The organism is Stenotrophomonas sp. As-7, assembly GCF_030291015.1.
Taxonomy (GTDB): domain Bacteria; phylum Pseudomonadota; class Gammaproteobacteria; order Xanthomonadales; family Xanthomonadaceae; genus Stenotrophomonas; species Stenotrophomonas lactitubi.
The window spans coordinates 2918341-2937330 of record NZ_CP127405.1 but is presented as its reverse complement, the minus strand read 5'-3'; the positions used below and the strand labels follow the sequence as shown (position 1 = coordinate 2937330).

The 18990-nt window shown below is 66.0% G+C and carries 19 protein-coding genes; 13 read left to right on the top strand and 6 right to left on the bottom strand.

Annotation, left to right across the window (positions count from 1 at the left end):
• Positions 1–312: 312 nt before the first annotated feature.
• From QP457_RS13515 to QP457_RS13505, 3 genes are all read left to right on the top strand, one after another.
• Positions 313–849, top strand: a complete 537-nt coding sequence (locus QP457_RS13515) for a hypothetical protein (RefSeq protein WP_089236016.1) — start codon at positions 313–315, stop codon at positions 847–849.
• Between the two features lie 57 nt (positions 850–906).
• Positions 907–1923, top strand: a complete 1017-nt coding sequence (locus tag QP457_RS13510) for an XVIPCD domain-containing protein (protein WP_205405870.1) — start codon at positions 907–909, stop codon at positions 1921–1923.
• Positions 1924–2018: 95 nt separating this feature from the next.
• Positions 2019–3419: a hypothetical protein gene (locus QP457_RS13505; RefSeq protein ID WP_286040605.1), complete on the top strand. Its 1401-nt coding sequence runs from the start codon at positions 2019–2021 to the stop codon at positions 3417–3419.
• 61 nt (positions 3420–3480) lie between these two features.
• On the opposite strand, the gene QP457_RS13500 is transcribed toward QP457_RS13505, so the two are convergent.
• Both QP457_RS13500 and QP457_RS13495 read right to left on the bottom strand, forming a co-directional pair.
• Positions 3481–4803 (bottom strand): XVIPCD domain-containing protein, encoded by a 1323-nt coding sequence (locus QP457_RS13500; protein WP_205405868.1) that lies wholly within the window; start codon positions 4801–4803, stop codon positions 3481–3483.
• Positions 4800–5453, bottom strand: coding sequence for a hypothetical protein (locus QP457_RS13495; RefSeq protein WP_132824819.1), 654 nt, complete (start codon positions 5451–5453; stop codon positions 4800–4802). The genes QP457_RS13500 and QP457_RS13495 overlap by 4 nt, the downstream gene beginning before the upstream one ends.
• A gap of 483 nt (positions 5454–5936) precedes the next feature.
• Here QP457_RS13495 and QP457_RS13490 point away from each other — a divergent pair, with 483 nt between their 5' ends.
• Positions 5937–6443, top strand: coding sequence for an N-acetyltransferase (locus tag QP457_RS13490; protein ID WP_205405866.1), 507 nt, complete (start codon positions 5937–5939; stop codon positions 6441–6443).
• A 30-nt stretch (positions 6444–6473) separates the two neighbouring features.
• Here QP457_RS13490 and QP457_RS13485 read toward each other — a convergent pair whose 3' ends face one another.
• Positions 6474–6911 carry an acetyltransferase gene (locus QP457_RS13485; RefSeq protein WP_205405864.1) on the bottom strand — a complete coding sequence of 146 codons (438 nt, stop codon included), beginning with the start codon at positions 6909–6911 and terminating at the stop codon, positions 6474–6476.
• A gap of 158 nt (positions 6912–7069) precedes the next feature.
• Here QP457_RS13485 and tadA point away from each other — a divergent pair, with 158 nt between their 5' ends.
• From tadA to QP457_RS13465, 4 genes are all read left to right on the top strand, one after another.
• On the top strand, positions 7070–7594 hold the full coding sequence (gene tadA / locus QP457_RS13480) for a tRNA adenosine(34) deaminase TadA (RefSeq protein WP_180167401.1): 525 nt from the start codon (positions 7070–7072) through the stop codon (positions 7592–7594).
• A gap of 75 nt (positions 7595–7669) precedes the next feature.
• The gene (gene orn / locus QP457_RS13475; protein WP_180167400.1) at positions 7670–8242 is read left to right on the top strand and encodes an oligoribonuclease; all 573 of its coding nucleotides are present in this window, start codon (positions 7670–7672) and stop codon (positions 8240–8242) included.
• Positions 8243–8355: 113 nt separating this feature from the next.
• On the top strand, positions 8356–9228 hold the full coding sequence (locus QP457_RS13470) for an EcsC family protein (RefSeq protein WP_180167399.1): 873 nt from the start codon (positions 8356–8358) through the stop codon (positions 9226–9228).
• Positions 9229–9352: 124 nt separating this feature from the next.
• On the top strand, positions 9353–10468 hold the full coding sequence (locus tag QP457_RS13465; RefSeq protein ID WP_205405863.1) for an alkene reductase: 1116 nt from the start codon (positions 9353–9355) through the stop codon (positions 10466–10468).
• An 81-nt stretch (positions 10469–10549) separates the two neighbouring features.
• Here QP457_RS13465 and QP457_RS13460 read toward each other — a convergent pair whose 3' ends face one another.
• Together QP457_RS13460 and ppsA are read right to left on the bottom strand one after the other, a co-directional pair.
• A complete protein-coding gene (locus QP457_RS13460; RefSeq protein WP_205405861.1) occupies positions 10550–11443 on the bottom strand; it encodes a mechanosensitive ion channel domain-containing protein in 894 nt (297 codons plus the stop codon).
• 147 nt (positions 11444–11590) lie between these two features.
• Positions 11591–13969 (bottom strand): phosphoenolpyruvate synthase, encoded by a 2379-nt coding sequence (gene ppsA / locus QP457_RS13455; RefSeq protein ID WP_089236005.1) that lies wholly within the window; start codon positions 13967–13969, stop codon positions 11591–11593.
• 144 nt (positions 13970–14113) lie between these two features.
• Here ppsA and QP457_RS13450 point away from each other — a divergent pair, with 144 nt between their 5' ends.
• The 3 genes from QP457_RS13450 to QP457_RS13440 all read left to right on the top strand — a co-directional run bounded on the left by QP457_RS13450 (position 14114) and on the right by QP457_RS13440 (position 16200).
• Positions 14114–14935: a pyruvate, water dikinase regulatory protein gene (locus QP457_RS13450; protein WP_089236004.1), complete on the top strand. Its 822-nt coding sequence runs from the start codon at positions 14114–14116 to the stop codon at positions 14933–14935.
• A gap of 223 nt (positions 14936–15158) precedes the next feature.
• Entirely contained in the window at positions 15159–15671 is a 513-nt protein-coding gene (locus QP457_RS13445) for a DUF1249 domain-containing protein (protein WP_025879261.1), read from the top strand.
• Between the two features lie 40 nt (positions 15672–15711).
• Positions 15712–16200, top strand: a complete 489-nt coding sequence (locus tag QP457_RS13440; protein ID WP_100552866.1) for an 8-oxo-dGTP diphosphatase — start codon at positions 15712–15714, stop codon at positions 16198–16200.
• Positions 16201–16296: 96 nt separating this feature from the next.
• Here the strand turns inward: QP457_RS13440 and QP457_RS13435 are convergent, their stop codons facing one another.
• Positions 16297–16947, bottom strand: coding sequence for a class I SAM-dependent methyltransferase (locus tag QP457_RS13435; protein WP_205405859.1), 651 nt, complete (start codon positions 16945–16947; stop codon positions 16297–16299).
• A 345-nt stretch (positions 16948–17292) separates the two neighbouring features.
• Here QP457_RS13435 and QP457_RS13430 point away from each other — a divergent pair, with 345 nt between their 5' ends.
• Both QP457_RS13430 and phaE read left to right on the top strand, forming a co-directional pair.
• Entirely contained in the window at positions 17293–17907 is a 615-nt protein-coding gene (locus QP457_RS13430; RefSeq protein WP_025879258.1) for a phosphatidylcholine/phosphatidylserine synthase, read from the top strand.
• 22 nt (positions 17908–17929) lie between these two features.
• Positions 17930–18988 carry a class III poly(R)-hydroxyalkanoic acid synthase subunit PhaE gene (phaE, locus tag QP457_RS13425; RefSeq protein ID WP_205405857.1) on the top strand — a complete coding sequence of 353 codons (1059 nt, stop codon included), beginning with the start codon at positions 17930–17932 and terminating at the stop codon, positions 18986–18988.
• The last annotated feature ends 2 nt before the right edge of the window (positions 18989–18990 follow it).

The window sequence follows — 18990 nt, the reverse complement described above, 5'->3', positions numbered from 1 at the left end:
GTGGATGCAGACCCGCGTTTTGTGACTGGTAGCGCTCTTTCAAGCTTGCGCTCTTCGACGCAATAGACCTCCTCGCGCTAAGCTCTTCTGGTGTCAGAAAAATGACGCTTCGGCGCCACCGATTGCAGGAGCTTTTCCGTCCAATGAGGACTCTCTCCGCCCGTCCGACGGGTGACGCTTGCCACTATCGCGGCCACGCCGTGCGCGGGGCTATGATCCGCATCTGCGCAGGCGCGGGCGAGCCGGGACACCGCGTTCCGACCGGCCAGGGAGGCGGGCATCGGCAAGACGACATTGAAGGAGTGGGAGGGGATGGAAGACAGGTTTGGCGCACACATGGACGATGCCCTGGCATTTGTTCCATCCGGTGCGAACCTGCTGGAAGCCGTCAGGGGCGAGCTCAACGGCGATGGCATCGAGTACCAGTTGCTGGTCATCGATCAGCCGACGCCGGAAGGGCTGGTGCCCGGCCAGCACGGACCGAACCGGGTGCTGCTGTTGCTGCGCGGTGACGGGCGCGGGCGCTGGCAGCTGGCCGCGCGCAACGACAAGCTGGTGCCGTGTTCCACCCGCGGTGGCCTGGCGGGCGACCCTTTTGCGTATGCAATGGTTGAGGAAGACACCTTCAGCGTGATCACCAACGGCGGCAGCCGCGAGCGCTGGAGCAGCACGTACCGGTTCCGCTATGCATCGGCGGACAAGGCGTGCTGGGTGGATGGGGTGAGACGCAAGGTCGTGGATATCGAGACCGAAGCGACCAACATCCGGGATTTCTCGGTGGCGGAACTGGGCAGGGTGCGGTTCGAGGACTTCGACCCGTCCAGTGTCGCCGAGGTGTCGCTTCCATGAGCCAAGCTCCAACCGGCGGAAAGGAATCCGCGCTGATGAACATCCAGGAGTTGCACTGTGTCGACCGATAGAGAGTCGCAACTGCTGCGGCAGGCGACCAAAGCCGGCATCGACTCCCCCCTTGAACTGGCCAATTTCATGGCGCAGGCAGGGCACGAGTCGCGCGGCCTGAGCCGGCTCAACGAGAGCTTCAACTATACCCGGGGCATCTCGCAGATCCCGGTCGAAGCGGCGTGGCGCAATGGCACCGAGGCGCTGGAGTCCGCGCGCCAGGAAGCCCTGCGAGGGCGTCCGGAGGATCTGGCCGAGCTGATGTATGGCGGCCGGATGGGCAACGACGCGCCCGGTGATGCGCTGAAGTACCACGGGCGCGGTTATCTGCCGCTGACCGGCAAGGAAAGCTACGAGCGCGCCGGCGCAGCGCTGGATCTGGATCTGGTCAACCATCCCGAGCTGGCATCGCAGCCGGAACACGCAGGGCGCATCGCGGTGTGGCAATGGCAGAACCGTGTGCCGGAACACGCGCGCGAGGACGTGCGTGAGGCGACCTACGCCATCAACGGCGCCATCAATGGGGTGGAGGACCGGCTCAAGCGTTTTGAAGCGTGGCAGCAGAAGCTGACCCCCGACGTGATGGACCGGCTTGCCCGCGGCGAAGTGGGCGAACCTGCACAGTTGCCTGAGCGCGCGCGCGATATGTCCGATCCGGCCCATGCCGGCAACCGGTTGTTCACCGACGCACGGGGTCATCTGCAGCAGATGGGGCCGCAGAGTGGCATGCGCAGCCAGCAGGAACTGGACAATGCGGCCGGGGCCTTGGCGTTGAGCGCACAAAGGGCAGGGATGAGCCGTATCGATCACGTGGTGGCCGGTACCGACGGCAGGGCGCTGTTTGCAGTGCAGGGCGTCATGGGGGACCCGGCGATGCAGCGCTCGATGGTCGAGCGTGAGGCCGCCGCCCAGTTGCCGCTCGAGCAGAGCAGCCAGCAGTTGGCGGCCGAAGCCTCTTCCCGCCAGGAACAGACCGCTTCAGCTACCCGCGAGCAGGAGCAGAACCGCCCGCGATCGCTGTAATCTGGGCACCGCCTGCAGGTCGGAGACCGGCGGGCCCATCGCACGACACCGAGCACCTTCGGGTGCCTATATGGATCTCTTTGTAAGGACACAACATGCGAAACACTTTCCTGCGTTCCAACGTGGCCCAGCGTGGTCGCGCTTCAGCATTGTGGTTGCTGCCGCTGGGACTGGCTGCCGCCATGGCCCACGCACAGCATGCACCGGACGCCCCGGCGGCTCCCGCCGTCGAGGAGGCGGTGCCAGCACCGGTAGTGGCCGCAGCGGACGCGCAGACGCCCGCTGACACCGCAGCTGTTGCCGTAGCTGCACCCGCTCCCGTCGCAGCGCCTGAGCCGGTGCCTGCCGTGGTTGCTGCACCTGTGCCGTCCATGCCGTCCGCACCCGAACCCGCACCGCAGCCGGAACCGGCGACGGGCGTCGCTCCGGAAGCCGTCGCCGCTGAACCTGCCGCGGCAGCACCGTCAGCACCTGCAACACCGGCAGTACCCGCGGCCGACGTTGCCCCCACCAATGCTGCGCCTGTCGCAACGGCTCCTGTCGCAGCTCCGCCGCCGGCTCCGGCGCAGGTGCCGGCCCCGGTTGCCGCCACCGCACAGGTGCCGCCGGCACCAGTCCCGCCGTCCGCCCCGGCCCCCGTCGTGCCACCCATCATCCCGCTCGCACCAGACCAGGCCGCCGAGCGCCAGCTCGGTGCGCGCTGCCCGGTCGATCTGGCCGGTCGCCTGGCACCGCAGGGCGATCTGATGATCGGTGCCTGCCAGGGCACGTTGCCGCCGCATCTGGCGGCGCTGTTGGTTGCGTTGCCCGAGCAGGACATCCACCTGCCGCGCAGCTGGCGCGAGCGTGAAGTGCGCCAGAAGGCGTGGTTCAAGGCCGTGGCAGGCATGGGCCAGCGTCCAGACTTCATCGCCCGCTTGGGCGACATCTGGATGCGCTCGTTTGAAGGCGCCGATTCGTCCACGACCACCTACCTGGTCTCGGCCCCATTCGACTGTGCCGACGGCGCGCTGCCAAACGAGAACGCCGCAGAGCCAGTCCGCCTTGCGGCCGGCGATTGCGGGCAGGCCTACGTCCGCCAGCGCGTTTACCTGGTTGGCGGCGACGGCGTGCCGCAGGACATCACTGCGAAGGTAATGCCGGCGGCACCGTCGATCGCCGAGGCCGATCGTGCCCGTCACCGCACCCGCGAAGGCAAGATCAGCCTCGACCACAGCAAGTTGCAGTACGGGCCGGCCATGCGCTGGTTCGTGCAGTACCCGGAATCGCCGCAGAAGACCGGTCCGCACAGCTTCAGCGACTGGAACCGTGAGCACCTGGCCTTCGTGGTCTGGAACGGTACGAGCTTCGAGCTGCGCGATACCGTGACGCGCGCGCAGTGGCCGTGCGATCCGGTGGCGCCGGGCGACAAGCCCTGCGGCGGTTTCCCGGACTCGGGCCCAGATGCGTACGTGCTGGCAGGGTCGACGGTGAACTCGGCAGTTTCCAGCCCCTGATCGACCGCAGATACGACGGGAGCCGGCGGTGCCGGCTCCCGTTTTCATTCCAGCAATCGTCTCAGGCGTGCAGGCTGCGCTGGGTCGCCTGGGTCTGTTCCAGCTGCTGCTCGCGCGCCAGGGCCTGACCGGCAGATTGCTGCTCGATGCGCTGGCTGCTCTGCTCCAGCGGCGTGTTCATCGCAACGGCCGTGTCCACCGATACACGCAGATGGGCAGGGTCACCGCCCTGGCCCTGCACCGCGAAGCTGCGCGAGGCATCGGCGTTCATCACCACGTCGTCGATGCGCTTGCCGCCCGCGGCGTGCATTTCGGCGGCCAGGCTGCCGGCCAGCTGCGTGCTCATCACGTCCGGCACGCGCCCGGCCCGCACATCCTGGGTATGCACGCCACGGATCGCGTCGTTGAACAGCGGGTTGCCCAGATGGTTGGCATCGTCCATGCGCAGCATGCTGGTGTGATGGCCGTTCTTCTCCGCTTCGCGGCGTGCCGGCTCACCGGGCTGCAGCGGGCCACGGATGTGGTCGTACAGATCGATGGCGCCGCCGGGAATGCCGCGCGCTGCGCGGGTAACGCCACTGCGAAGGGATTCCACGTCGTCGCGGTACTCCTCGATCATCTTGGCGTTGTCTTTCGCCAGCTGCTGCGTATCCGGATGCTTCAGGACCGAGCCGTCGCCGAGGAAGTTGCCCAGCTTGTGCGCGCCGAACGAGCTGCCTGCTGCAAGGATTGGACGATCCGGGATCAGGTCGCGCAGCGGGTGGTTGCTGAAGCCAGCCGCTGACAACCTCTTGATCTCATCCGGGTTGGCGTAGATGCGCACCTGGCCGAAGTGGGGCGAAGCAGCGCTGACCGGATCGGACGCCATGACGTGGTTGATCATGGTGTTGCCGCCTTCGGGGATGCGGTAGCTGAGGCTGACCGCACCATAGGCGTTGAAGGTCTCACCCTTGACGTTGAAGTGGTGCGAAGTGATCTGGGCAAGGGCGCCGCCGAGGGAATGGCCGGTGACGGTGACCTGGGGAGTATGTCCACCATTCAAGCGGGACTGGAGTGCGGCAGATTCAAGCGTTCTCTGGGTCAATGCGATCGCGTCAGGTGCCTGCACATTGGTGCGCGCTACCACCATGCCGCCATCGGTCAGGATCGCATCGCGGGCAATATCCTCCGTGCCACGATGGGCAATGACGATCTCTTTGCTGTCTACGCGCTGATAGACGGTGCCCTGATAGCCGTTGAGCCGGTTGTCGACATGCTCGAGTATTCTGTACTCATGGCCGTTGAGTGTGACCTTTTCTTCCTGGCCGGGTGCACGTCGGCCGACGGCGCGGTCCTTGTAGGCGTCATCGGATAACGCAGCGTAGTCCTGGGAGGTGATGGTCACGGTGCCACCTCACTCGCAGAAAGGCTGATCGTGAACAGCTTGTCCTGCAGGTCGGCGGCATAGCCGCTGCGATCAGGCTCACCACTGGCCGGGAAATTGGGAACGCGATCTGCCCGCGGATAGACCAGATCCGGATAGTAGAGCGTATGCGCGCTGCCGTCGGTCAGCGGCTTGGCATCGACGAAGGTCAGGAAGCGAGTTTCGTCTTCGGCGCCGGTTGCTTTCAGCATGGCACCGGCTCCGCTGAATTCCCATCTGCAGACGCCGCGGCCGTAGTAGTCCTCATCCAGCATACGGTCCACATACAACGTGCCGCGATACTCGCCATCGGCAACCTTGCGCAGCTGCACCGGTTCCTGGCTGGTGATGCGCGCTGCGGTGCCTGTGGCGGGCTCGATGTGACCGCACTGGTCTTCGTTGATGACGTCGTACTGCGCGACGCCCTCGACCACCGCGAAATCGCCGGGGGCATCCTTCAGGCGCAGCACCAGTTCATAGGCCTTGCGCGGGCTGGGGTTGAGCTTGGCGAGGCCACGCCCGCCCTGGGCGACATCGGCTTCGGCAGCGGCACGTTCCTGGTTCATGGCGGACTCCGGGTTGCAGGCGGTCAATAGAAGCAGAGCAAGGCACGGAAGCATCTTGGGGCGCAATGTCGGCCTCCCTGGGGCATAGAGGGATACATGGAGCAGGCCACTCTCCGCGCGAGATTCTGCGCAGTGATCATGGTTGAGAGTAACGCGTCACGCAGATCTACCCGGTAGCGCGTCGGGTCTTCCTCGCCGCTTGCGCCATATCCGGCAATCTCTTCGATGCGCGGGGGACATGCATCAGGAGCGATTCGACGTTCATGCGCTCCCTTTGGCGTGATACGGCGTGGTACATCCATGTCCATGCATCCTTCCCTGGTGACAGGTCCGGCGATTATGGAGTGCCCGGGAAAGCTGGCGCCAGCCGTCTCTGGACAAGGGTGTCGATTTATTGACGCATTCGGCGAAGGGTGATGCCAGTGAATCGACTGCGGCACAGGCGATTCGATAGCGCCAAGGCGTTTCAATGTCGCGATCGGCTCTCACTATCAATTTGTGACTTGAATCATGAATTCACACCTTCCTTACCCTGACAAAGTGCCTGCCATGAACCTTGCAATCCGCCCAGAATCCATCGACGACCATGTCGCCATTCACAAGCTCACCGAAATGGCGTTCCGCGATGCTGTCCACAGCAGCCATACCGAACACCACATCGTGGATGCATTGCGTGAGCGTGGCGAGCTGAGCATGTCGCTGGTGGCAGAGGATGCAGGCCTTCTGGTGGGTCATGTCGCGCTGTCCCCGGTCAGCGTGCAGGACGGCAGCCAGGGCTGGTTCGGGCTAGGGCCGATTTCGGTGCTGCCGCAGCAGCAGGGGCGCGGCGTGGGCACGGCATTGATGCGGGCCGCGATCGAGGCTCTGCGCAGGAAGGGCGCGCGGGGCTGCGTGCTGTTGGGCGAGCCGGCCTACTACGGGCGCTTCGGCTTCCGTGCCGTGCCGGGTCTGGTCCTACCCGGCGTGCCGGCGGCGTATTTCCAGGCCCTGTGCCTGCAGCCGCCGATGGCGCAGGGCGAGGTGCGCTACTCGCCGGCGTTCGACGCGGTCGGTTGATCGGGGAATGGCCGGCGCTCCGGGCGTCGGTCAGCCTTGATGGCGAAGGTGAATGAGGGGATACGGACGACCCTGCGAATCCACCAGCGAGCGGCCGGTTTCAGTGAAACCCATGCGCTGATAGAAGCCCACAGCCTGTGCATTCTGCGCATTGACGTCGGTGGTCAGTTGCGGGTGCCGGGCCACCGCATGCAGCAGCAACTGGCGGCCGATGCCGGTTCCGCGCACGTCGGGATCGATGAACAACGCTTCCATGTGCGAGCCGTCGATCAGCATGAAACCCTGCGGCCAGTCCTGGTCGTCGACCGCCACGACCAGCGAGGCGTGCGGCAGGAAGCCGGCGACTTCGGCGTCGATGGCCTGGCGGTCTTCGGCACTGAGGAAGTCATGGGTGGCGTCGACGGCCCGGCGCCAGAGGTCGACGAGAGCGTCGCCATCGGTAGCGCGGGAAGGGCGCAGGGTGGTCATGGGCATGTCCAAGGTGCTTCGCAAGTGCAAACAAGTATAGCGGCCGGAACTGGAGGGAAGAGGCCGTTTGGAGGCGGCCTGCGAGGCGCTGTCGACGTGGTCACAGAGGCCTGCGTTACACTGCGGTCGCTCTGAACTGTTCGAATTCGAGAACCGCCATGACCGACACCCTGGCCGTGCCCGTGCACGACGCCGACGAGCACTGGATGCGTCACGCGTTGGCATTGGCCGAACGCGCACAGCGTGAGTTCGACGAGATCCCGGTCGGTGCGGTGCTGGTGGGCGCAGACGGTCAACTGCTGGGCGAGGGCTGGAACCTCAACATTGCCTCGCATGATCCCAGCGCGCATGCCGAGATCGTGGCCATGCGCGAGGGCGGGCGGTTGCTGGCCAATCACCGCCTGATCGGCAGCACGCTGTATGTCACCCTGGAGCCGTGCGCGATGTGCGCGATGGCGATCGTGCATGCCCGTGTGGCGCGCCTGGTCTACGGCGCCAGCGATCCGAAGACCGGCGCCTGTGGCAGCGTGTTCGATCTGGTCGGTGATGCCCGCCACAATCACCGGGTCGAGGTCCATGCCGGCGTGCTGGCCAAGGAGGCGGGCAACCGCCTGACCAACTATTTCCGGGCCAAGCGCGGCAAGCCGCCGCTGCTGCTGGAGGACCACGCTGGCGAGGGCTGAGTGGCGAAAGGGTATGATGGCCGCCACTTTCCTTTACCGGCCGGCCTCGTGCCTGCCCAGCAACGAGGCGACACGATGGCAGAGAACGGCGCGGCCAACGAGCGACTGATCTGGATCGACCTGGAAATGACCGGGTTGGATACCGACAACGATTCGATCATCGAGATCGCCACCGTGGTCACCGATGCCCAGCTCAACGTGCTGGCCGAGGGCCCGGAGTTCGCCATCCACCATCCGCTGGAAACACTGGAAGCGATGGACGAGTGGAACCGCAACCAGCATCGTCGTTCGGGCCTGTGGCAGCGTGTCATCGACAGCACCACCACGCTTGGCCAGGCCGAAGCGCAGACCGTGGCCTTCCTGGCGCAGTGGATTCCGGCCGGCGTGTCGCCGATGGCGGGCAACTCCATCTGCCAGGACCGCCGCTTCCTGCACCGGCAGATGCCGCGGCTGGAGAAGTACTTCCACTACCGAAACCTGGACGTGTCCACGGTGAAGGAACTGGCCAAGCGCTGGGCGCCGACCGTGGCTGCGGGCGTGGGCAAGAACAGCAACCATACCGCGCTGAGCGATGTGCACGATTCGATCAACGAACTGCGCCACTATCGCCAGTTCATGGGCGCGCTGTCGGGGCTGCCGACCTCTTGATGGGTAGTGCCGGCCGCTGGTCGGCAACCGCCTGATGCTCGCCGGCGGCGCAGGGCTGCCGGCCAACGGCCGGCACTACGCTGCGTTCAACTCTCCAGCGCTAAGATCGGCCCATGAACGAGCCCATCCTGCTGCCCCGTGATATCGCCCACGACGCTGGCGACTGGTCTGACCTGCAGCGGGCGGTAGCCCTGCTGGAAGCGCCCACGATCACCGCGCGCATGGCCAACCTGGTCGGCACGCCGCTGGAGTTCGCGGTGAAGGCGCTTCCCACCTCGGTCTCCAACCGCATCCACGGTGCGGTGCAGGCGGCGTTGTCCAAATCGGTGCAGGCCGCGCTGTGGAGCATGGACAACACCCCGGGCAAGGGCGCCTCGACACGTTGGCACAAGCTGGCGGCAGCGACGTCCGGCGCGGTCGGTGGTGCGTTCGGCTTTGCCGCGCTGTTCATCGAGCTGCCGGTGTCGACCACGATCATGATGCGTGCGGTGGCCGATGTTGCCCGCAGTGAAGGCTTCGATCTATCGCAGTTCAGTACCCGCCAAGCCTGCCTGGAGGTCTTCGCGCTGGGCGGCAATTCACCGCGTGATGACGCCAGCGAGACCGGCTACTACCTGGCCCGTGGCTTCACCACCGATGTGATGCGCCACCTGTCGGCCGAACTGGCCGGGCGCGTGGTGACGGGACGCGACCTGACCCTGGGCGTGGCGCCGAAGGAAGCCGGCAAGCTGCTGGCCAAGCTGGTGGAAAAGGTCGCCGCGCGCTTCGGTGTGGTGATCACCGAGAAGTTTGCCGCGCAGGCGGTGCCGATCGTCGGTGCGGCAGCCGGCGCGACGCTCAACACCATGTTCACCGACTACTACCAGGACATGGCCCGCGGCCATTTCATCGTGCGCCGGCTGGAGCTGAAATACGGCGAAGAAGTGGTGCGCACCTGCTATGACCGCATCGCGCACGGCGGGGTGTTGATCGAGCCGACGTTGTAATCCACGCCATGCGTGGATGCGGCATCGTTGCCTCGGCGGCACAACTGTTTTGCACGAACGCGCCTGTTGCGCGCGCAGCGCCATCCCCATCCTTGCCGGCAATCCCCCGCAAGAGAATGCCGCCATGTTGTTCACCCCCCACCGCCTGGGCGCGCTGACGCTGCCCAACCGCATCGTGATGCCGCCGATGACCCGCTCGCGTGCGGCTGCCGGCAATGTCGCCACCGCAGAGATGGCCGAGTACTACGCCCAGCGTGCCGGTGCCGGCCTGATCGTCAGCGAAGGCACCCAGATCAGCCCGCAGGGCCAGGGCTATGCCTGGACCCCTGGCATCCACAGCGAAGCGCAGGTGCAGGGCTGGCGCAGGGTCACCGATGCCGTGCACGCGGCCGGTGGTCGCATCTATGCCCAGCTCTGGCATGTAGGCCGGGTGTCCCATGTTGCTCTGCAGCCGGACGGCGCGGCGCCGGTCTCTTCCTCGGCACTGCTGGCCGAAGGGGTGAAGGTCTTTGTCGACCCCACCGGCGCCGGTCCGGAATCCGGAGTGGGCGAGATGATCCAGCACTCGATGCCGCGCGCGCTGGGCGAAGAGGAGATCCCGGGCATCGTAGCTGACTATGCGCAGGCCACCCGCAATGCACTGGCCGCTGGCTTTGACGGCGTTGAGCTGCATGGTGCAAACGGTTATCTGATCAACCAGTTCATCGATTCGCAGGCCAACCAGCGCACCGATGGCTACGGCGGCGCGCTGCAGAATCGCCTGCGCTTCCTGCGCGAGGTGGTGCAGGCGGTGGTCGATGTCGCTGGCGGCGAGCGTGTCGGCGTGCGTCTGGCGCCGTTGACCACGCTGCAGGGGGCGGTGGACGACACGCCGCAGGCGACCTATCTGGCTGCCGCGCACCTGCTGGGCGAGCTGGGTGTGGGCTACCTGCACATCGCCGAGGCCGACTGGGAGGATGCCCCGTTGATGCCGGTGGCGTTCAAGCAGGCACTGCGGATGGTCTATCCGGGCACGCTGATCTACGCCGGCAAGTACACCGTCGAGCGTGCCGGGCAGGCACTGGCGGAAGGCTGGGCCGACCTGATCGGCTTTGGCCGGCCGTTCATCGCCAACCCGGATCTGCCTGAGCGCCTGCGCACCGGCGCGGTGTTGAACTCGCCGGATCGCGCGACGTACTTCGGCGGTGGCGCGGTCGGGTTCACCGACTATCCGGTGCTGGAGGAGGCCGTGGAGGCCTGATTCCGCGTCCGCCGGGCATGGCCCGGCGCTACCGATGCTGGTGGGTGGGTGCCGACCGTTGGTCGGCACTACCAGGATGGATCACGGCTTGTCGCGCACCAGCGCGTCTGCCTCGACCACGCCGCCATCCTTGCCATGCAGGTACAGGTGCATGTCCTGCTGCGGATACGGGATGTTGATGCCGACCTTGTCGTAGCCCAGCTTGATCTGCTCCAGCAGGGTGACCTTGGTGCCGAAGTGATCGGCCGATTTCACGTAGCAGCGGATCCCCAGATTGATCGCGTGCGCACCCAGCTCGTACACCACCACGTCCGGTGCGGGTGTCTGCAGCACGCGCGGGTCGGCCTTCATCAGCGCCAATGCGGTATCGCGGGCCAGCTGGATGTTGTCTTCATAGCCGATGCCCACCACCAGTTCAACGCGGCGGGTGGGTTCTGCCGTAAGGTTGATGATCGGTGCGGCGGTGATCAGCGTGTTCGGAATGGTGGTGTGCTGGTTGTCGGCACCGGTGATCACGGTCTGGAAAATGCGTACTTCGCGCACCGTGCCGGTCTGCCCGGCGATGGTCACCACGTCGCCCACGCGGAACGGGCGCAGGGTCACCAGCATCACGCCCGAGGCAATGTTCGACAGCGAATCCTTCAGTGCCAGGCCAACGGCCAGGCCGGCGGTGCCGAGCACGGCCAGCAGCGGCGTGATCTGTACACCGAGCGTGCCGATGGCCAGCAACACCACGATCACCAGCGAGGCCGCATAGACCACGTTGCGCAGGAAGCTGCCCAGCATCGGGTCCACACCCATCCGCGCGGTCGCGCGGGGCATCGCATTGGACAGTCGGCGTGCGACCCACATCCCGACCAGAAACACGACGATGGCAGCGAGCAACGGCACGCCATAGGTTTCCAGCAGCCGCTCCCAGTCGAGCGAATGGAACCAGGACGTCGTGGCGGGGGCGGGTGGGGCAGCGGCGATCATGCGGACTCCTTTGCGACGGGAACAGGTGCGACAGGAACATGGCGTGTGCGGACGCCAGAAACGACAAGCCCCGCGAAGGCGGGGCTTGCGTGCTTCAGTATGGGCCGACGTCGATGAAAACGACGTCAGCCATCAAGCGTCAACAGCTCAACCCTTGGCCTTCAGCTTGGCCAGGCGCAGCCAGGTATCGACCACGGTGTCCGGATTCAGCGACACCGACTCGATGCCTTCCTGCATCAGCCATTCGGCCAGATCCGGATGATCGGACGGGCCCTGGCCGCAGATGCCGACGTACTTGCCCTTGGCACGTGCCGACTTGATCGCCATCGACAGCAGCTTCTTCACCGCCGGGTTCCGCTCATCGAACAGGTGCGCGACGATCGACGAGTCACGATCCAGGCCCAGGGTCAGCTGGGTCAGGTCGTTGGAGCCGATCGAGAAGCCGTCGAAGATTTCCAGGAACTCATCGGCGAGCAGTGCGTTGGACGGCACTTCGCACATCATGATGATCTTCAGGCCGTTCTCGCCCTGCTTCAGGCCATTCTGTTCGAGCACCTCGACGACCTTGCGGCCTTCCTCCAGGGTGCGCACGAACGGGATCATGACCCACAGGTTGTCCAGGCCCATCTCGTTGCGCACGCGCAGTACGGCCTTGCACTCCAGTGCGAAGGCGGCCGAGAAGCTCGGGTCGACGTAACGGCTGGCGCCGCGGAAGCCGATCATCGGGTTCTCTTCGTGCGGCTCGTAGCCGCTGCCGCCGATCAGGTTGGCGTACTCGTTGGACTTGAAGTCCGACAGGCGCACGATCACCGGATTCGGTGCGACCGAGGCAGTCAGGGTGGCGATGCCTTCGGCCAGGCGGTCCACGTAGAAGCCGACCGGATCGGAATAACCGGCGATCTTCTCGTCGATCTTCTTCTTCGTCGCGGCGTCCTGACGGTCGTATTCCAGCAGCGCGTTGGGGTGGATGCCGATGTGGCTGGCGATGATCATTTCCAGGCGAGCCAGGCCGATGCCGGCGTTCGGCAGCTGGCCGAAGTCGAAGGCACGTTCCGGGTTGGCCACGTTCATCATGATCTTCAACGGTGCCGGCGGCATGTTGCCCAGATCGGTGGTGGTGCGCTCGAAACCGAGCTTGCCTTCGTAGATGAAGCCGGTATCACCTTCAGCGCAGCTGACGGTGACCAGCTGGCCATCTTCAATGACCTTGGTCGCATTGCCCGAACCGACCACAGCCGGCACGCCCAGCTCGCGGGCGATGATCGCGGCGTGGCAGGTACGGCCACCGCGGTTGGTGACGATCGCCGACGCGCGCTTCATCACCGGCTCCCAATCGGGATCGGTCATGTCGGCGATCAGGACGTCGCCCGGCTGCACGCGGTTCATGTCTTCCAGCGTCTTCACCACGCGGGCCACGCCAGCACCGATCTTGGCGCCGACGGCGCGGCCTTCGGCGAGAACGTTGCCGCCCTTTTCGGTCAGCGCGAAACGCTCGATCTGGGTGGCATGGCTGCGCGACTTCACGGTTTCCGGGCGCGCCTGCACGATGAACAGCTTGCCGCTGACACCGTCCTTGGCCCACTCGATATCCATCGGGCGGCCATAGTGCTTTTCGATGGTCAGCGCCTGGCGCGACAGTTCGGCCACGTCTTCATCGTTGATCGAGAAGGTGGTGCGCAGTTCGGCCGGGGTGTCCTCGATCCTGACGCGCTCGCCGGGGACATCCGAATACACCATGCGGATCGCCTTGCTGCCGAGCGAACGGCGCAGGATCGCCGGCTTGCCGGCCTGCAGGGTGGGCTTGTAGACGTAGAACTCGTCGGGGTTGACCGCGCCCTGCACGACCATTTCGCCCAGGCCGAACGAGGAGGTGACGAACACCACGTCGCGGAAGCCGGACTCGGTGTCCAGGGTGAACAGCACGCCGGAGGAACCGACGCCGGAACGCACCATCAGCTGCACGCCCGCCGACAGGAACACGTCTTCGTGCTTGAAGCCGTGGTGCACGCGGTAGGCGATGGCACGGTCGTTGTACAGCGAGGCGAACACTTCCTTGACCTTGTGCACGACATCGTCGGCACCGGTGACGTTGAGGAAGGTCTCCTGCTGACCGGCGAAGGAGGCATCGGGCAGATCTTCGGCGGTGGCCGAAGAACGCACGGCTACGGCCACGTCGCCGCCACCGTTGTCGGCGCTCAACTTGGCGTAGGCGCTGCGGATGTCCTGGTCCAGCTGCGGCTGCAGCGGCGCATCGATGACCCAGCTACGGATTTCCTTGCCGGCCGCGGTCAGCGCGGTGACGTCTTCGACGTCCAGCGTGGCCAGTTTGTCGAAGATGCGCTTGGACAGGTCGTTGTGCGCGATGAAGTCCTTGAAGGCTTCAGACGTGGTCGCATAACCTCCAGGAACGGAGACGCCCAGACCGGCCAGGTTGCCGATCATCTCGCCCAGCGAGGAATTCTTGCCGCCTACGCGGGCCAGGTCGGCCAGACGCAGTTCGTGCAACCACAGGATGTTCTCGTTCAAGCGCGATGCTCCGTTTGGCCATCGCCCGAGGCGGGCTGAATGGCCGCGTCCGTAGGAAGAAGTCGATATGATGCCGGGCAGACCACCGTCGGCACAAGCTTGTGTTGGCGGCCCTTTTAGGCTTCGTAGGGGGTAAATGCGCGCATGTCGACCATCCGTCCGGTGTTCTACGTTTCCGATGGAACCGGTATCACCGCTGAAACCATTGGGCATAGCCTGTTGACCCAGTTCTCCGGGTTCAGCTTCATTACCGACCGGATGTCATTTGTCGATGACCCCGAAAAAGCCCGGGAAGCGTGTGCCCGGATCCAGGCGGCGGGGGAGCGGTACCAGGTCCGGCCGATCGTGGTGAACTCCTGCGTGGACCAGAGCCTGAGCGTGATCCTGTCCGAGAGCGGGGCGCTGATGCTGGATGTGTTCGCCCCGTTCATCGAGCCGTTGGAGCGCGAACTGTCCAGTTCCCGGCTGAACCGGGTCGGCCAGGCCCACGGCATGGTCGACTTCGACACGTACCACCGGCGCATCAACGCGATGAACTTCGCGCTGACCCATGACGACGGCATCGCGGTGAACTACGACGATGCCGACGTGATCCTGGTGGCGGTGTCGCGGGCCGGCAAGACGCCCACCTGCATCTACCTGGCGCTGCACTACGGGGTGCGCGCGGCCAACTACCCGTTGACCGACGAGGACCTGGAGAGCGACCGTCTGCCGCCACGGCTGCGCAACTACCGACGCAAGCTGTTCGGCCTGACCATCGACCCCGACCGCCTGCAGCAGATCCGCCAGGAGCGCCGGCCCAATTCGCGCTACGCCAACCTGGACACCTGCAAGCGCGAGGTGGCCGCGGCGGAGGTCATGTTCCAGATGGAACGCATCCCGACCCTCAGCACCACCCATACCTCGATCGAGGAGATCTCCAGCAAGGTGCTGGGCACGCTGGGGCTGCAGCGCGAGCTGTATTGATCCTTTCCCTCGCGCCGCGCCGCGCTGCCGGCCAGCGGTCGGCACTGCCAATGGGCGCTTCAACTGCGCCCTGTAGAGCCGAGCCCACGCTCGGCTGGGCCACCGGGTTCTGGCCGAAGAGCAGCCGAGCATGGGCTCGGCTCTACAGGGGTGATCGCCGCTGGCGGCTTGGCTGCGGGTTGAACTGTCCCCACGTTGAAGGGCCAACGTGTAGGATCAACCCATGGCCCGAGCATTGCCCCGTACCGAGCGCATTCCCCGCCTGAGCCGGCTGAGCTGGCTGATGGGGCTGTACGCGGAGAATTACCGCCACCTGGTGCGCCTGTTCGCGCCGGCCGAGCTGGTGGCGGGAAGCTACGTCTCCTCGGTAGGTGACGGCCTGGACGTGCGCCTGGATGTGATCGAGTGCCACCGCTACACGGTGGAGCTGCGCCTGACCTACGACCTGGCCGACCCGGTGACCGGTGAACCGGACCCATCGGCCTTCGTCCGCCTGTACCGCGACGCGCGCCAGGCCGAGACCACCCACTGCTACGTCGGCCGCCGCTGGCAGGACACCATGGGCCTGTACCCGCCGCCGGCCGAGCTGATCAGCCATCGCATGCGGATGAACACCTTCCTCGGCAAATGGCTGGAATACCTGGCAGAACGCGGCCATGGCGTGGCCACCCTGCGCCGTGACCCTGACGGCAACACCGTGGGTGCCGGCGATCGTCGCCTGTCGCTGGTGCGTTGATCGGCCATAATCCACGGCTGACCCGCCGCCGGATTCGCACATGCCGTATACCCCGATCGTCGCCACCCTGGGCTATGTGCTCTCGCCCGATCGTCGCCAGGTGCTGATGATCCATCGCAATACCCGGCCGGGCGACCACCACCTGGGCAAGTACAACGGCCTGGGCGGCAAGGTCGAACCGACCGAGGACGTGGCTGCCGGCATGCGCCGTGAGATCGCCGAGGAAGCCGGCATCGACTGCACCGCCATGCGCCTGCGCGGCACCATCAGTTGGCCAGGCTTCGGCAAGCACGGCGAGGACTGGTTCGGTTTCGTGTTCGTCATCGACAGCTTCGAGGGTGCCCCGCACGGCGGCAACCACGAAGGAACCCTGGAGTGGGTGGACGTGGACAAGCTGGACACGCTGCCCATGTGGGAGGGCGACCGCAACTTCCTGCCGCTGGTGTTCGATGCCGATCCGCGCCCGTTCCACGGTGTGATGCCTTACCGGGATGGACGCATGCAGAGCTGGTCCTTCAGCCGGCTGTGAGGCATTCCGGAGGCCGCTGCGCTCGCCGGGCATGGCCCGGCGCTACCCATCCGGCGCAGCCTCGGTAGCGCCGGGCCATGCCCGGCGGGGAGAGCTTCAGCGCCGCTGCGCCAGCAGCAGGTGGAAGTGCTTTTCCCGCTGCTGGCCGTCATTGCCGGCTGTGCATTCGCGATGCGAACGCCATGCCGTGACGCTGAAACCGGACACCCGCAGCGCCAGCTCCACGGCATCCAGCTCATGCAGTTCGAAGTCGGCGGCGAAGGGCAGGCTGCGCATGAATCCAGCATCGCCGAAGGCCAGGCACAGCCGGCCGCCGCGATGCAGCACCCGCGCCAGTTCATCCAGCACGGGGGCCAGGTTCGGCCAGAAGTACAGGGTGTTGACCGCCAGCGCAGCATCGACGCAGGCATCCGCCAAGGGCAGGGCATGGGCATCGCCCTCGCGCAGTACGGCACGCCCGGCCAGGCCGCTGGCGGCAAGATGCCGGTTGCCGGCGTCGACCATGGCACGGGACAGCTCGACGCCCACGTAGCGACTGCCGCTGGCCTGCAGCAACAGCGGCGCGAAGGCGGCGTTGCCGGGTCCGATCTCCAGCACCTGCTCTCCGGGAGCGACCGCCAGCAACGCGATTGCGGCCTGGTTGAGGGCGCCGTTGCTGCGGTTCATCGATTCGCCCACGGCCAGCGCGGCCTCGCCATGGGGCTGCCGCAACTGCGCGGCCAGGGTGCGTGCATCCAGCATCAACATCGTCCGTGGGTGGGGAGTCGGACGTGGCGGCGGCGGGTCCGCCGCAGACCATAGCGCCAGCCGATCGGCTTGGGAAGTAGGGAAACCCCGGCTTGAGGTGATCAGGAAATGTCCAGCGTCGCAGTCGGTGAGAACCACTTGTCCACAGGGGGTGTGGATTACGCGTGGGCAACTTTGTGGATAAGCACTGGCAGGCACCACCCCCCTAGGCTGTCAAGATGGGTGGCGAAAAATTCACCGCCGGTGAGGATCGGTGAGTGACGGGTGAAGGGCGGGGTCAGCCCACGCTGTTGCCGGTGGCGGCGCTCGCGGTACCCTGTGGGCCTTGATGCCCCGTGAGACTTCATGAAACGTCACTTCTCGATGCTGCGCGAGTTCCATCTGGCGGACTGGTTCACCCTCGCCAACGCTTTCTGCGGCACCGGCGCGGTGTTTGCCGCGATGCGTTTCCTGCAGGATGGCGAGCGCGGCTATCTGCTGTTCGGCATGGCGCTGATCCCGCTGGCTTTCATTTTCGATGCACTGGACGGCCGCATCGCGCGCTGGCGCAAGTCCAGTTCGACCCTGGGCCGCGAACTGGACTCGCTGTCAGACGTCATTTCCTTCGGTGTCGCACCGGCAGCGCTGGCCTATGCCTGTGGCATGCAGGGCGGCTGGGACTGGCTGGTGCTGAGCTACTTCGTCTGCTGCGGCGTCAGCCGCTTGGCCCGGTACAACGTGACCGCCGAGGCGATGAGCGGTGACGAAGGCAAGGTGAAGTACTTCGAGGGAACGCCGATTCCCACCAGCCTGGCGCTGGTGATTGTGCTGGCGATCGCCGCCGGCACCGATGCCATCGGCCACGACCTGTGGCTGGGCCAGTGGCAGATCGGCCCCTGGCAGCTGCATCCATTGGTGCTGCTGTTCGCGCTGTCCGGGTCGCTGATGATCAGCAAGACCCTGCGCATTCCCAAGCCATGATCCAGCCCTGCGGAGGAGCGCGATGACCAGCTCGGCCAACGACGCCGGCAGCAGCGATTTCGAGAACCTGGCCCGGCAGTACTTCGGTGCCTGGGGCGATGCCCTGCGCCACGCGACTGTGCAGGGGGCCCCCGCTGGCGACGACCCGGGCAGTTGGAAGCACCTGTTCGACTGGTGGGGTCAACTGCTGCCCGAGACCGGTGCGGCTGCACCGGAAGAGGCGGTGCGGCGGTTCCGTGAACAGGCTGGCAGCTGGTACGGCACCATGCAGGAAGTGGCTGCACGCTTTGCCGGCCGCGATGCCAGCAGTGCCGAGGTTGCCCAGGCCTGGCGTGAAGCGGTGAAGGGGCAGGGCGACGGCATGCTGCAGTGGATGCTGCAAGGCGCCCGTGGCAGCACCCACGCCGGCGCTGCTGCGCCGGAGTTCACGGCGTGGTTCCAGCAGTTGCAGACGCTGGCCGGCCCCTGGCTGCAGAGCCCGGCGTTCGGGCCCGGCCGCGAGCACCAGGCGCGGTGGCAGGCACTGCTGCGCGCGCAGGAGGAGTACCAGCATCACTCGCAGGCCTATGTCGAGCAGATCAAGCAGGCGCTGGAAGAGGCGTTCGACCTGTTCGAGCAGCGCTTGGCCGACCATGAGCAGCCCGGCAGCCAGCTGACCAGCGCACGGGCGATGTTCGATCTGTGGATCGAAGTGGCCGAGGAGGCCTACGCCAAGGTCGCCATGTCTGCTCCCTTCCAGCAGATCTACGCGGCGCTGGGCAATGCGCAGATGCGCCTGCGCGCGGGCCTGCAACGCGAGGTGGAACAGATGAGTGAACGCATCGGCCTGCCGACCCGCACCGAGATGGATGCCGCCCACCGTCGCATCGCCGAGCTCGAGCGCAATCTGCGCCGGCTGCAGGCGCAGGTGGCGGTGCTTGCCGGTACCGATGCGGTCGACCCGGTGGCCCAGCCGGCTCCTGCGAGGGTGAAGCCCGTCGCGCGCAAGCCTGCCGCGAAGAAGGCACCAGCGAAGAAAGTGCCAGCAAAGAAGGCGCCAGCGAAGAAGGCCACCTCCCGCACCACCACGCAGAAGTCGTAAGC

What these genes read in the sequence shown, in the direction of transcription:
- QP457_RS13490 (WP_205405866.1), top strand. Translation starts at nt 5,937, where the DNA reads ATGAACCTTGCAATCCGCCCAGAATCCATCGACGACCATGTCGCCATT.
- QP457_RS13440 (WP_100552866.1), top strand. Translation starts at nt 15,712, where the DNA reads ATGCCGTATACCCCGATCGTCGCCACCCTGGGCTATGTGCTCTCGCCC.
- QP457_RS13450 (WP_089236004.1), top strand. Translation starts at nt 14,114, where the DNA reads ATGTCGACCATCCGTCCGGTGTTCTACGTTTCCGATGGAACCGGTATC.
- QP457_RS13430 (WP_025879258.1), top strand. Translation starts at nt 17,293, where the DNA reads ATGAAACGTCACTTCTCGATGCTGCGCGAGTTCCATCTGGCGGACTGG.
- QP457_RS13445 (WP_025879261.1), top strand. Translation starts at nt 15,159, where the DNA reads ATGGCCCGAGCATTGCCCCGTACCGAGCGCATTCCCCGCCTGAGCCGG.
- QP457_RS13485 (WP_205405864.1), bottom strand. Translation starts at nt 6,911, where the DNA reads ATGACCACCCTGCGCCCTTCCCGCGCTACCGATGGCGACGCTCTCGTC.
- tadA (WP_180167401.1), top strand. Translation starts at nt 7,070, where the DNA reads ATGACCGACACCCTGGCCGTGCCCGTGCACGACGCCGACGAGCACTGG.
- QP457_RS13465 (WP_205405863.1), top strand. Translation starts at nt 9,353, where the DNA reads ATGTTGTTCACCCCCCACCGCCTGGGCGCGCTGACGCTGCCCAACCGC.
- orn (WP_180167400.1), top strand. Translation starts at nt 7,670, where the DNA reads ATGGCAGAGAACGGCGCGGCCAACGAGCGACTGATCTGGATCGACCTG.
- QP457_RS13435 (WP_205405859.1), bottom strand. Translation starts at nt 16,947, where the DNA reads ATGTTGATGCTGGATGCACGCACCCTGGCCGCGCAGTTGCGGCAGCCC.
- QP457_RS13470 (WP_180167399.1), top strand. Translation starts at nt 8,356, where the DNA reads ATGAACGAGCCCATCCTGCTGCCCCGTGATATCGCCCACGACGCTGGC.
- QP457_RS13515 (WP_089236016.1), top strand. Translation starts at nt 313, where the DNA reads ATGGAAGACAGGTTTGGCGCACACATGGACGATGCCCTGGCATTTGTT.
- QP457_RS13505 (WP_286040605.1), top strand. Translation starts at nt 2,019, where the DNA reads ATGCGAAACACTTTCCTGCGTTCCAACGTGGCCCAGCGTGGTCGCGCT.
- QP457_RS13460 (WP_205405861.1), bottom strand. Translation starts at nt 11,443, where the DNA reads ATGATCGCCGCTGCCCCACCCGCCCCCGCCACGACGTCCTGGTTCCAT.
- phaE (WP_205405857.1), top strand. Translation starts at nt 17,930, where the DNA reads ATGACCAGCTCGGCCAACGACGCCGGCAGCAGCGATTTCGAGAACCTG.